Below are 12,056 nucleotides of genomic sequence, written 5' to 3'. Positions count from 1 at the left end.
GTTTGAAGAGGAGAGACTTTGGTCTCCGCCCAAAGATCCCTATATATGGTTTTATCGCCAATATGAACGTAGTTTGTGCCAAGCCAGTGACTAGACGCTTACTTTCTTCACAATGCTGAGCCGGTGCGCAGCTCTGGAGAAGTCGACTGTGCTGTAACCAGCGGACTCATACACAGGCAGCACCATTTCATTATGAACATCTACCGTCACCATAATTTTCTTCACGTTCCGCCCGAGAAACCGCTGCTTCATTGCCTCGATCAATGCTTTGCCAATACCCTTACGTTGATATGCTGTTGCGACTGCGATCCTATAGAAGTAGCCATTGTTATTATCAATCGTGCCGATAATCATGCCTACGACTTGCTCTTCTTCTTGAGCGATTAAAACAAGTTCCGTGTCCCACGATAGCTGACGTGCGAAGGCTTCAATCGTCTCCTCATAGCAGGTTTCCGACAGAACGTCTTCTAGAAGTTCCTTAACCGAAGAGGTATCACCAAGTTGAAATGAACGAACATGCATACGGTTCTCTCCCAATTCCATATTAATTTGTAGAGATTAATTTTCTGGTAAAGAAGTAAATACGACAAAAAAACCCGAAATCCTGCTGAAATTGTGGTGAAATTCACAAAAAACTTTGTTTTTTTCGATATTTCTCGTGAAAGCGCTTAATTGCAAGCGTTTTCAACACAAAGAATTGGAATAAGGCTGATAATTCTAGTTCCTTTTACCTCTCTTTTGCTGTAGGAAGCCCTAGCCTTTAAGACGCATAAAATGTCGCGTGCCAAGGAACAATGAAAGACAGTATCGTGAAATTGAGAATTTATGGGATGGTTGAACATGGAATTGATTCGCCGTTTATTTAAAGTAGCTTCTCGGATGATCGAAGAGAACTCGGAACACCAACAGGAAGAAACAGCTGCTATTACGACCAACCTATCGGACAATATAGCTCAGCTTCATACAATTTTCAGCGACACACCCGAATTGATCATTCGAACGTTCATTTATAAACAATCCGGAACTCAGGCAGCTCTGGCTTATCTCGAAGGACTTGTAGATAAAAATTCCATCAAAAAAAATGCAAGAGCATGAAATTGATCCCATCGGTCTAGGCCTATATGCGAGGGGCTATCAATTTAAGGCTTGGGAAACCGTGCTGGATGATTGGGGACACGCCTTCTCAAAAGCCGAGGTGAATATTCATATTCATACAAAGATCAAGAATATGGGTGAAACCATATAAATCATGTATGAGATGCATGCAAAAACCCCATCTTATAGGAGACATTCCATGAAGAAAGAGGTGACATCAATGTCAGATCAAGAATTAGATCATGAACTTACTGCGCATGAGTATCCACGTCAAATTCCGGATTTTCAATTTTTAAGCACCAAAAAGCCCGAAGAATGGACCGAAATTGAGCTGCTTCAGCTCCATCGGACCATGAGCGACTTATCTCCTTGGCTTCATGAACAAGATACAGCCATGCATAATCAAATCACACGGGAAATGGAGCGCCGCGGTATTTGAGGGACTGCCGACTTAGTAAACACATATGTTGCTTTATTAGCTGCGTTCCTTCATAATGAAATTGAAACTACATAATTTTTGGGAGGTATTTATTCAATGGCACATCAACTACCCGCACTTCCGTACGCAAACGCAGCTCTTGAGCCGCACATCGATGCAAAAACAATGGAAATTCATCACGATCGTCACCATAACGCTTATGTAACAAACCTGAATGCAGCTCTTGACAAACATCCAGCTCTTCATGACAAATCCCTTAATGACCTGATCGCTGACCTTAACAGCCTTCCTGAAGATATCCGCACTGCTGTTCGTAACAACGGTGGCGGACACGCTAACCACTCCCTATTCTGGGAAACAATCGGACCAGAAGCTGGCGGCGCACCTACAGGCGCACTAGCAGCTGCGATTGACAGCGAGCTAGGCGGCTTTGATAAATTCAAAGCAGACTTCGCTGCTGCTGCAACTACACGTTTTGGCTCTGGCTGGGCTTTCCTAGCTGTAGACAAAGCTGGTAAGTTGAAAGTATACAGCTTGCCGAACCAAGACAGCCCGATCATGGAAGGCGAAACGCCGGTTCTTGGTCTTGATGTTTGGGAGCATGCTTACTACCTGAACTACCAAAACAAACGCCCTGACTACATCGCAGCTTTCTGGAACGTTGTTAACTGGAACGAAGTTGGCAAACGTTACGACGCAGCGAAGTAATTGGCATTGAAAAAGCGACCCCTGAGGGTCGCTTTTTTTGTTGCTGCTTTTCCTCGGAGGTCTCTTTATCTCTTCGGATTTGATCCATATTTATTATCGTTGTCATGGCTATCCTGACAGAAAAATATAAGTAAAATTATGGATCCAATCAAGGGAATTAATCCAATCAACAACCACCAAGCACTTCTCCCCGTGTCATGCAATCTACGAAAGGCTACGGCTAGAGAAGGTAATAGGACTGCTAATGAATAAATACCCGTCAAGACCTGATCTAATCCTATTATTCTTTCGACAATTCCAAGCCCAATCGAAATGATAATATTGAACAACACAAACATCCAATATTCCTTACGTCTAGCTCTTCCAGAAAACCCTACATAATTGGATAACACCTTTAAATACCATTCCATTGGGCAACGACTCCTTTAATTGTGATCAACGAACAACATCCATGAATATGCTACTCACTGCTTTCTTCTCCCCATTGATATTCAGGTTTGAAGAATCTCATGCATCAAGAGCCGATTCGTAGCTATGCCTGCGATATTTTGTTAATTGCAATAACATTGTATGGGAATGGCACTGTAGAAAACTGTCGAAATTTGCTGTCGGAAATTGATATTTCACAAAGAATTCACAAATTTTTTACAAAGTTTTGTCACCCTTATCCTCGGAAAAATGCTTCTTTCGCTTTTCTCTTTACGCCAATAAAACGAAGTTGTACGATTATGGTATAAACCCAAAGCTGAAATGAGGTGACGATCCCTTGAAAACCATTATTCCTTTACTTCAAAATATCCCCCTATTTCAAGAGCTTTCGGAAGAAGATCTCATCGGGATTGCCCCTTTATTTACGGAGAAGAAAGTAAAGAAGGGAACCATACTTTTTGAGGAAGGCGAAGTTGGCGAGGAATTATTCTTAATCCAATCTGGTGTTGTGAAAATATATCGTCTGGACGAGGTAAAAGAGGTCACACTGGCCTTGTTCCGGGATGGGGATTTCTTCGGCGAGATGTCACTGATCAGCAGCGGGATGACCCGTTCGGCAACGGCTGAAACAATGGCTGCCTGCACCCTTTATGTGCTTAGTCGAACCGCATTCGCATCGTTCATGGAAAAGAGCCCTAGGCTATGCCTAAAGCTCCTGGAAACGACGATGCAACGTTTGCGCCATGCCAATGATCAAATCTATGATTTGACGTTCTTAGGGGTCCGCTCACGTATTATCAAAACAATCATCCGCTTGTCTGAGCAGCACGGTATCTCTACGTCAGACGGCCTTCTGATTGATGTTAAGTTAACTCACCAGCAACTTGCCAATTTAGTGGGCACGGTACGGGAGTCCGTTACGAAGGTGTTGCAGGAACTACTAGATGATGAACTCATTCAGATTGATAAAAAGTTAATCACAATAAGAAATATCGAGGCTATTCAAGCTGAACTTCGGTAACATCGCAGCGTAAGAAGTTGAGATGGGGGAAAATGACGGAATTTAGCATGCCCGCTGGTCGTCATTAGACTTCGTTGGTTTCCTGCCATTCTTTCATGATCCGTACGAAAACATTAGGGAACGCGTAGTTCTGGAGATCCTCCGGTCCTACCCAACGATAATGAAACGGAATCCATTCTTCCCCTGTACTCGGTCGGTTCGCATCACCAAGTTTCGCGCGATACACCTTCATTTTCCACACAATATGGCTAAAAATATGCTCCGTATCCATAAACCACGCATCGGGTTGAATCCCGATTTGTTCCTGTTCAGCAAGCGCATGGCGAAGCTCTGTCTGGTTCTCCTCATCGGACTGCCAGCCATCTTTGGTCCACACGACATGTGGTAATTCCCACATTCGGGCGAGCAAGCCTTCCTGCGGACGCTGTCTGATCAACCATTTGCCCGCATGCTCACCAGTACCTTCGATGAAAGCCACTGCCCGCAGCTCTGGACGGGGCGGTTTGGCTTTCTTTTTGATCGGCAGGGCTTCTTCCATGCCAGCTTTACGTGCGGAACAGTGTGCCATCACGGGACACGTTAAGCAGTGCGGTGACCTTGGCGTACACACCATGGCTCCCAGCTCCATGAGCGCTTGGTTAAAATCACTTGCCGTTCCTTCCAAAATGAGCTCGCGAGCCAGCTTCTCCATGATTGTCCGTGTCGACGGCTTCATAATATCTTCTTCAATGAGAAAATAGCGCGAAAGCACGCGCATCACATTGCCGTCGACCGCCGGCTCTGGCTTGTTGTAGGCGATACTCAGAATCGCCCCTGATGTGTAGGGACCGACGCCTTTGAGCGCGGAGATTTCCTCTTTATTTTGCGGGACAATGCCGTCGTAACGTTCGTGAACTTCTCTGACGGCTGATTGCAGATTCCTCGCACGAGAGTAGTAGCCAAGTCCTTCCCACGCTTTGAGCACATTTTCTTCCGGTGCCGTTGCTAATGCCTCCACAGTTGGAAATTGATCAACGAATCGATGAAAATACGGAATCACCGTATCCACGCGTGTTTGCTGCAGCATCACTTCGGAAATCCATATATAATAAGGGTTTTTACTTCTTCGCCATGGTAAATCACGTTTATGTGTCTGGTACCAATCCAAGAGATTCTTGGAAAAATAAACCTTTTGTTCTTCGCTGTACATGAGCTCTCCTTCTCTATGGGGCACGTTCAAGTTATAATGGATGAATGGATATGGTACCATTATACGAGAAGTATGGAACATAAAACTAGAGGTGAATGTATGCAAACGTCGAAGCAAGCAGATTTGACTCAGGACAAACAACAACAATTAGAAAATAAAAGAAAAGCTTGGCTGCGAGAAGCTCAAGGATTCATTGCGTTGCTTTTCATTTGGGGCGCCGAATGGGTGTTCAGCGCTGTCATTGATTTTGCCGTCTACTGGCGTGATTTGGACTGGTTGAAGCAAGCGGCTTTCGTCACTGCGGTGATCGCAAGTTTGATCCAGATTTGGGGGATGCGGAAGTTATTTAGCCCTGGGGATACGAGGGCAAATGATGTTTCCGTACGCAGTGGCTGGGGGCATCCTATGTTTCTTGTGCTGCCAGGGGCGTTGCTCATTGCAGCAGTTGCTTTATTAGAGGCGATTGGTGCGGTGAATCCGCTGTTTACACCTATTTTGCGGGCATTTCTGCTCGCCATCGGATTCGTTCAGGTCGGACTGTTGCTTGGCAGATCCCTAATTTATTTGGGGCTGTGGCTTTTCGCGTTGACCGCGGTTATGGGCGTGTGGTATTTGGGGTATTCAGGTGTGATCCTCGAGGGAATGGGCGGCATCAGCTTGCTCGTGAGTGGGTATATGCTGCGGGTTTGGGGGAGGTAGGCCTCCCGTTTCCCGCCCACGGAGCTAAGTTGCAGCTTGTGCAACATTTTAGCCTGTTTTCCTGCTCTTTGGGTGTCTATGTTGCAGAACGTACAACATTAAAGCCCAGAAATGCACTTTTAAGGGTAACTGCGATGCATTTTGTTGTACATAGTGCAACATGCACCCTAAAAATTGAAATTTTGCGCTCAAAATGCTGTACAACATACAACTTCCCACAGATCACACTCAAGTACGTGAGCTCATTTAACTAGAAATAAAGGTGCCCCTCACAAGGCACCTTTTCTTTATGATACAACTCATACTCACAACTGCTCCACAATGGCATAAGCCGCAGCCATTGATTCCGTATGCGTAATGCTGATATGGATGCGGTGACTGCCTTGAAGTCCTGCTCGCAGCAGGGCCTCCTCTTTTACACGGCAAATCGGCTTGCCTAGCGCATCCGGCAACACCTCTACATCTTGAAAACCGATTTGTTTGCCAATGCCGCAGCCAATCGCTTTCACGATCGCTTCTTTCGCAGCAAAACGGCCAGAAACAAACTCAGCGAGCCGTCCACGGCGCTTTTGGGCCAACTCCCGCTCCTCCGGTGTCAAAATCCGCTCCAGAAACCGATCGCCTGAAGATCCCTCTAGCATTTTGCCTATACGCGCAATCTCTATTAAATCCGTTCCGACCCCAATGATCATAGCTAAACTGACCTCATTTCTGCTATCGATAACGCTTTGCGTACAATTTAACCGATTCCTCGGCCAAGGTCAAGGGAAAGGACGTACATAAGGTCCACAGCTTACGTCTAGGTAAGTAAGTAACACTATTTTCAGCTCTTATGTCAATCCTTCACAGGAGTTATACTAGGCATAGAAATTATAGCTAGGAGGCCAACATAGTGAAAATCATGCCACTGGAAAGACGCGGTATTTCGAACAGCCGAATTGTCTTCGGATGTATGGGATTAGGCGGAGATTGGGCCGGAAATCCATTAACAAAAGAAGATTACATCACCGCTGAAAAAGCTGTAGAAGCCGCATTATCGATTGGAATTACGATGTTCGATCATGCTGATATTTATAAAAGAGGCAATTCCGAGACCGTTTTCGGGCAGGTCCTCAAGAATAGACCTGATTTGCGCGACCAAATCATTTTGCAATCGAAATGTGGGATTCGCTTTCAAGATGATCTGAATCCGCAGCGTTTTGATTTTAGCAAAAGTCACATCCTAAGCTCCGTCGATGGTATTCTCGGTCGTCTTGGAGTTGAGCACATCGACATTTTGCTGCTGCATCGTCCGGATCCGCTCATGGAGCCTGAAGAAATCGCGGAAGCTTTCAATACACTGCGATCTGCTGGTAAGGTGCGCCATTTCGGCGTATCCAACATGACCTCCGCGCAAATGCGTTTCATTCAAAACTCACTTCCAGAGCCACTTGTCGTGAACCAATTGGAGATGAGCTTGGCACGCTTGGATTGGGTTGAGCAAGGCATTCTGGTGAATCAAAAAGCCGGAACAAGTGTCAATTTTGCCGACGGTATCCTCGAGCATTGCCAAATGAACGACATTCAAATTCAGGCATGGGGTCCACTGGCCAAAGGTAAGTTCTCAGGCAGCGATATTGAGGATGCACCTGACACCATCAAGAAAACGGCTTCTCTTGTTCAGAAGCTAGCCACGGAGAAAGAAACAACGCCAGAAGCCATCGTATTGGGCTGGCTCATGAAGCATCCGGCCCGTATCCAGCCGGTCATCGGAACTTCCTCCACCCAGCGTATCGTCGCTTGTGAAGACGCGGTTCGCATCTCGGGCAGCATGACCCGCGAAGAATGGTACGCTCTTCTGGAAAGCTCCCGCGGAGCGCGTATGCCATAGCAGCATGATGCAGGAAAGACCTGAGGCGATTGCCTCAGGTCTTTTTTGTATGTGAAGTGAGAGGGTGAAAGAAGGAAAAATAGTATTGGACTGACGATGCACCCATTACGCTTACATGCAGTATTGCGAATTCAAATTTAACTTAATAGAGCTATGATCCATCCAAATACGTTCCAAGCCTTTAACCACTTTTTTCTCTTATTTTCGTCCTTTACAAACGTCTTGATCAGAAAAGCCCCTAATGCGTAAATTACAAGAATTGCGGCTAGTGAAATCAGAAAATATACCAATTTTATTCAGCAACCCCAGTCTAAAACTTTATTTTCAATGAAATGGGGCCGATATAAGAGCGCTTGACCGCTCTTATTCGCACGTAAAGCAGGCCAAACGGCTGCGTTTGACGTAAATAGAAGTGGTTGACCACCTCTATTTCGGGCTTTCCTCCTATTTGGGCCAAAATAAGAGCGCTTGACCGCTCTTATTCGCACATAAAGCAGGCCGAACGGCTTGGTTTGACGTAAATAGAAGTGGTTGACCACCTCTATTTCGGGCTTTCCTCCCGTTTGGGCCAAAATAAGAGCGCTTGACCGCTCTTATTCGCACGTAAAGCAGGCCAAATGGCTGCGTTTGACGTTTTGCGACTAATAAACCTCCTAAACGCCCGGAATCGGAATCCGTTTATGCTCGGTCTTCAAGTACTGCTTCTCCAGCTTCTCTTGGACAGCTGGATCGATTTGCTTGCCTTCGAGATAGTCGCTGTTGTCACCGTACGTGATGCCAAGCTCGTTCTCGTCGGTTTGGCCGTCCCAAAGACCGGCTGTTGGGGCTTTATCCAGCACGCTTTGCGGAACGCCGATCTTCGCCGCAAGCGAACGCACTTGACGCTTGTTCAGCGTGCTCAGCGGCGTAATGTCAACCGCACCGTCGCCGTACTTCGTGAAGAAGCCGGTGATCGCTTCGGACGCATGATCCGTACCTACGACGATCAAGCCCAGTTCAAAAGCCAAAGCATACTGCATGACCATGCGTGTACGTGCCTTGATGTTGCCTTTGCCGCCGCGGCTCACATGCTGGTGAACGCCGATATGCTTGAGGCCGTACTCGACTTCGATGGCAATCTCATCGACGGACTCTTCGATGTTGTTCTCGATTTGATATTTCAAATCGAAGGCCTTGGCCACAGCATAGCTATCCTCGATGTCAACTTGCTGACCATAAGGCTGAAATACGCCAACGGTTTTGTATTCTTTGCCCTTTTCCACTGTCAGTTCGTCCGTTGCTTGCTTACAAAGTCCTGCCGCCACCGCGCTGTCAATACCGCCGCTGATTGCGATCAGCAGGCCGTTTGCGTGTGCGCCGAGCACGTAATTTTTCAGAAAATCCACACGCGTCCGGATCTCTTCATCAATATCAATTTCGGGTTTTACGCCAAGTTTCGCGATGATTTCTGTTTGCAAACTCATGCAACTCTCCACCTTTTATCTAAATTTTGGAATGATGCCTTCTTTAAGATTTAGTATAGACTTTCAGCCTGCAAATTTCAAAGTGTAACTTTCGTTAGCGGCGCCAAAAGAAAAAGCCCACCTGCTCATCGGCAAGTAGGGCTCCTCTATGGTTCCTAACTTATATTATTTGCAATATTGTTCAAAAGCACCAATCAAATCGCCAGCGATCATGTCTGCGGAACGATCTTCGATTTGGTGACGTTGAATGAAGTGAGCTAGCTCACCATTCTTGAACAACGCGATGGATGGGGATGATGGCGGGTATGGCGCTAGGAATTCACGCGCTTTAGCCGTAGCATCCTTCTCTTGACCAGCAAACACCGTGTACGTGTAAGTTGGAACGGTTTCGTTCTGTAGGGCTTTCGCTACACCTGGACGACATTGACCAGCAGCACAGCCACAAACGGAGTTCACGACAAGCAGCATCGTGCCATCCTTGGATTTTTCGATCGCTTCCTCAACTTGCTCTGGAGTCAGAAGCTCCGTGATACCCAGACGAGTCAAATCTTCTCTCATCGGTTTAACCATATCTTTCATGTATGAATCAAAAGACATTGCCATATGTGCCACCCCTTAGGATTTGATAGTTACTCTTAAAACGTAATGACTACAACTTATATTATACATCCGTTGGTAGTGAAAGCAAAGTCCAATGTGCCACCGCATGACATAGAAATAAAGCGAAAGCTGTTAGGCTTCCGCTTCATCGTCCTTTTTGCTGGTCGTAGCTTCTCCCGGCTCATAGGCAACATTTTTATCAGGATGGGTAAAGATGCTGCTTTGCGGTACTATGCCCTCTTCAAATAGCTCTCGATTCTCAGCACTTTGGAATCCAACATCCTTAAAGGGATGAACCCACTGATCACCCGCCATGACCTCGGGGTTGGTATCTGACGTCCATTGCTCCAGAGGCGAGTTGTCGGATTCATAATCATGATCGCCGATCGTGACCCCATACTCATTCACAAATGGAGCTCGCGGACCTCGTCCCTCCTCAAACTGTGGCAGAAAATCAATTTCATAAGGATCAAGCTCGCTCTGATCCTGGGCTGACTTGGTCGACTTCTTATGATCCTGACTCATGTGGATGGGCGGTTGGGACCGTCCAGTTTCTTATCGACATAGCCCTCTTTACCGGCGGGTGTTTTGGCGCGTTCTTCGTTTTGCTGTTCTTGCTGGATTTGCGTTTTGGAATCGTTCTGACTCATATCCATCAGCTCCCTTCTGCCCGTAGTATGTGACAAAATAGGAAGGATCATTCCAGTAATCATCAGGAGTAGATTCAGTAACTGTCCAGGACTGAGGTACACCGCGGTTGGCTCAGCCAAAGCAAAAAAGCTGGCTACCATCCCGGCTGCGCCGCCATAGATCAAGGTATATTTCAGCAGCTTACCTGATCCTAGAACTATTGTTGAACGAGCTGTCCCCCCTTGCTGCCACGCCAGTAAAGGTACAAGAAGAATCGCTAGATACGCGTGATCCGGATGAAACCGCGACACCGTTCCTTCTACACCAATGCCCCATGGCAATGTGGTTGGTAGTCCGAAGGTAGGCGTCAGGGCCGCATACAAGAACACAGCCGTTGCTGCGCCGATGGTGAAAATATCAAGTAGTAGCCGCCATGCGATGCCATGCTTACGTACTTGGTAGGAGAGGTAGATGTAAGCCAATACGATTCCTAACACGATCTCCATATTGGAGCCTGCAGTCAGGAGCAGCTTCATCGGGCTCTGCCACAACAGCGAAGGCTGTGTCAGGAGACTGCCCAAACGCCAAGTGAAAAACGCGATTAGGGCACTATTAAGAATCAGATCATCCATTCCTTTTACAGCACGGTTGGTTGTTGGCTCCACTTGATCGTCGTGATTCAATCGATGAATCGCTCGCCGGATCAGCCAGAATCCAAGCACACACGCCAATAAGAACGCCACACCATGCCCCTGCAATTGCAGCGGTCCGATTTGTACCACATCAGGCATAGGTAACCTCCGTTTCCCTTACCATGTATCATTAATGCGTTTAACTTTCGACAATACGCTTACTATTCCCTGGGAAATTTTGCAGAAGTGCAGGGATGTTTGTCTAAATATCTCGAAATTATAACAAAATCCGCGTTCTACTTCCCGACAAAAGGAAACAGCAGCTTCTGATTCTCGTTCGTATACATATTCTCTTTGGTGATCACCTCTGAACCCGTATCCATCATACGTTTGACCGCTTCGCCGCGGTGAGCTTGAAGGGCTGTTTTGACGGCTAGATAACCCATGTTAAAAGGCTTCTGCACGACTGTCCCTTGCAAAATCCCCGCCTCCAGGAAGGAGATTTCATTCATCGAGCTGTCAAACCCCACAAGTTTAATAGTTCGGTCGGGATCCAGCTCCTTCAGCGCTCTAGCGGCACCAATTGTAGATACCTCATTCAGCCCAAAAATCCCCTTGATGTCCGAATGCTCCCTTAGTAGCTCCTTCGTTTGCTCATACGCCTTATCCTCAGATCCGTTACTATACAACGAATCTAGCAGCTTAACGGAAGCATCACTCTTTAAACTATCCCGCACCCCGTTTTCGCGATCCAGCTGGGTGGTCGAGGTTTTCACAAAGCTCACGATTGCGTAGGTTGCTGGCCCTTGCACATAACCTCTCATCGTTTCCACCGCTTTGCGCCCAGCCGCGTAGTTATCTGTCGCAATTAAGCTGGTTGAAACGCCGCCTTCTAAACCGGAATCAACCGTGATCAGCGTGATGCCCGCATCGATGACATGTCTAGAAACAGGAACGAGCCTGTTGTAGTCCGTTGCCGCCAGAATGATCGCCTTCGGCTTCTCAGCTATCGCTTGTTCCACAAGCTTAATCTGCCCATCGATTTGCGATTCAGATCCCGTTCCCATGATCTTAATATCTGCATTATACTCTTTCGCCGCTGTAAGTACGCCTTGATTCAGTACCTGCCAAAATTCCACATGCGGATCAATCGTTTTGGGAATCAAAATGATCGATTCGTTCTTCGCGCCAAAATTCTTAGCGACGATTAGATATCCCGAGGTCAGAATAACGGCGACAGCAAGCGTAATCACAACAGCACCCACTCTAATTTTCAAAAGA

General features: G+C 46.8%; 16 protein-coding genes. 7 read left to right on the top strand and 9 right to left on the bottom strand.

What is annotated here, in order from left to right:
- Nucleotides 1–90 precede the first annotated feature (90 nt).
- Nucleotides 91–522: a GNAT family N-acetyltransferase gene (locus AC58P7_RS25815; protein ID WP_477589203.1), complete on the bottom strand. Its 432-nt coding sequence runs from the start codon at nucleotides 520–522 to the stop codon at nucleotides 91–93.
- 318 nt (nucleotides 523–840) lie between these two features.
- On the opposite strand from AC58P7_RS25815, the gene AC58P7_RS25810 reads away from it, so the two are divergent.
- The 4 genes from AC58P7_RS25810 (at nucleotide 841) to AC58P7_RS25795 (ending at nucleotide 2,242) form a co-directional block, all read left to right on the top strand.
- Nucleotides 841–1,095 carry a hypothetical protein gene (locus AC58P7_RS25810; RefSeq protein ID WP_497348083.1) on the top strand — a complete coding sequence of 85 codons (255 nt, stop codon included), beginning with the start codon at nucleotides 841–843 and terminating at the stop codon, nucleotides 1,093–1,095.
- Nucleotides 1,082–1,246 (top strand): Ger(x)C family spore germination C-terminal domain-containing protein, encoded by a 165-nt coding sequence (locus AC58P7_RS25805; protein WP_497348081.1) that lies wholly within the window; start codon nucleotides 1,082–1,084, stop codon nucleotides 1,244–1,246. Before AC58P7_RS25810 ends, AC58P7_RS25805 begins: the two co-directional genes overlap by 14 nt.
- Nucleotides 1,247–1,294: 48 nt before the next feature.
- Nucleotides 1,295–1,534, top strand: a complete 240-nt coding sequence (yfhS, locus tag AC58P7_RS25800; protein WP_497348079.1) for a mother cell protein YfhS — start codon at nucleotides 1,295–1,297, stop codon at nucleotides 1,532–1,534.
- Between the two features lie 96 nt (nucleotides 1,535–1,630).
- On the top strand, nucleotides 1,631–2,242 hold the full coding sequence (locus AC58P7_RS25795) for a superoxide dismutase (RefSeq protein WP_497348077.1): 612 nt from the start codon (nucleotides 1,631–1,633) through the stop codon (nucleotides 2,240–2,242).
- Between the two features lie 65 nt (nucleotides 2,243–2,307).
- Here the strand turns inward: AC58P7_RS25795 and AC58P7_RS25790 are convergent, their stop codons facing one another.
- Nucleotides 2,308–2,652: a DUF805 domain-containing protein gene (locus AC58P7_RS25790; RefSeq protein WP_497348075.1), complete on the bottom strand. Its 345-nt coding sequence runs from the start codon at nucleotides 2,650–2,652 to the stop codon at nucleotides 2,308–2,310.
- A gap of 356 nt (nucleotides 2,653–3,008) precedes the next feature.
- Here AC58P7_RS25790 and AC58P7_RS25785 point away from each other — a divergent pair, with 356 nt between their 5' ends.
- Nucleotides 3,009–3,692, top strand: a complete 684-nt coding sequence (locus AC58P7_RS25785) for a Crp/Fnr family transcriptional regulator (RefSeq protein ID WP_497348073.1) — start codon at nucleotides 3,009–3,011, stop codon at nucleotides 3,690–3,692.
- A 64-nt stretch (nucleotides 3,693–3,756) separates the two neighbouring features.
- On the opposite strand, the gene mutY is transcribed toward AC58P7_RS25785, so the two are convergent.
- Nucleotides 3,757–4,881, bottom strand: a complete 1,125-nt coding sequence (gene mutY, locus AC58P7_RS25780) for an A/G-specific adenine glycosylase (protein ID WP_497348071.1) — start codon at nucleotides 4,879–4,881, stop codon at nucleotides 3,757–3,759.
- 72 nt (nucleotides 4,882–4,953) lie between these two features.
- Between mutY and AC58P7_RS25775 the strand changes: the two genes are divergently transcribed.
- Nucleotides 4,954–5,580 (top strand): hypothetical protein, encoded by a 627-nt coding sequence (locus AC58P7_RS25775; protein ID WP_497348069.1) that lies wholly within the window; start codon nucleotides 4,954–4,956, stop codon nucleotides 5,578–5,580.
- A gap of 305 nt (nucleotides 5,581–5,885) precedes the next feature.
- Here AC58P7_RS25775 and acpS read toward each other — a convergent pair whose 3' ends face one another.
- Nucleotides 5,886–6,272 (bottom strand): holo-ACP synthase, encoded by a 387-nt coding sequence (acpS, locus tag AC58P7_RS25770; protein ID WP_497348067.1) that lies wholly within the window; start codon nucleotides 6,270–6,272, stop codon nucleotides 5,886–5,888.
- Between the two features lie 200 nt (nucleotides 6,273–6,472).
- Here acpS and AC58P7_RS25765 point away from each other — a divergent pair, with 200 nt between their 5' ends.
- On the top strand, nucleotides 6,473–7,450 hold the full coding sequence (locus tag AC58P7_RS25765) for an aldo/keto reductase (RefSeq protein ID WP_497348065.1): 978 nt from the start codon (nucleotides 6,473–6,475) through the stop codon (nucleotides 7,448–7,450).
- Between the two features lie 653 nt (nucleotides 7,451–8,103).
- Here AC58P7_RS25765 and nadE read toward each other — a convergent pair.
- The 5 genes from nadE to AC58P7_RS25740 form a co-directional block, all read right to left on the bottom strand.
- Nucleotides 8,104–8,913, bottom strand: a complete 810-nt coding sequence (gene nadE, locus AC58P7_RS25760; RefSeq protein ID WP_497348063.1) for an NAD(+) synthase — start codon at nucleotides 8,911–8,913, stop codon at nucleotides 8,104–8,106.
- A 165-nt stretch (nucleotides 8,914–9,078) separates the two neighbouring features.
- Complete coding sequence (locus AC58P7_RS25755; RefSeq protein WP_068665909.1) at nucleotides 9,079–9,516, bottom strand: BrxA/BrxB family bacilliredoxin; 438 nt, start codon at nucleotides 9,514–9,516, stop codon at nucleotides 9,079–9,081.
- Between the two features lie 129 nt (nucleotides 9,517–9,645).
- Nucleotides 9,646–10,038: a DUF3905 domain-containing protein gene (locus AC58P7_RS25750; protein WP_497348061.1), complete on the bottom strand. Its 393-nt coding sequence runs from the start codon at nucleotides 10,036–10,038 to the stop codon at nucleotides 9,646–9,648.
- Complete coding sequence (locus AC58P7_RS25745; RefSeq protein WP_497348059.1) at nucleotides 10,035–10,934, bottom strand: prolipoprotein diacylglyceryl transferase family protein; 900 nt, start codon at nucleotides 10,932–10,934, stop codon at nucleotides 10,035–10,037. Before AC58P7_RS25745 ends, AC58P7_RS25750 begins: the two co-directional genes overlap by 4 nt.
- 137 nt (nucleotides 10,935–11,071) lie before the next feature.
- Nucleotides 11,072–12,052: a substrate-binding domain-containing protein gene (locus AC58P7_RS25740; RefSeq protein WP_497348057.1), complete on the bottom strand. Its 981-nt coding sequence runs from the start codon at nucleotides 12,050–12,052 to the stop codon at nucleotides 11,072–11,074.
- Between the last annotated feature and the right edge of the window lie 4 nt (nucleotides 12,053–12,056).

This window comes from Paenibacillus sp. J22FR5 (assembly GCF_059691975.1).
This window is presented reverse-complemented; position numbering and strand designations above follow the sequence as displayed.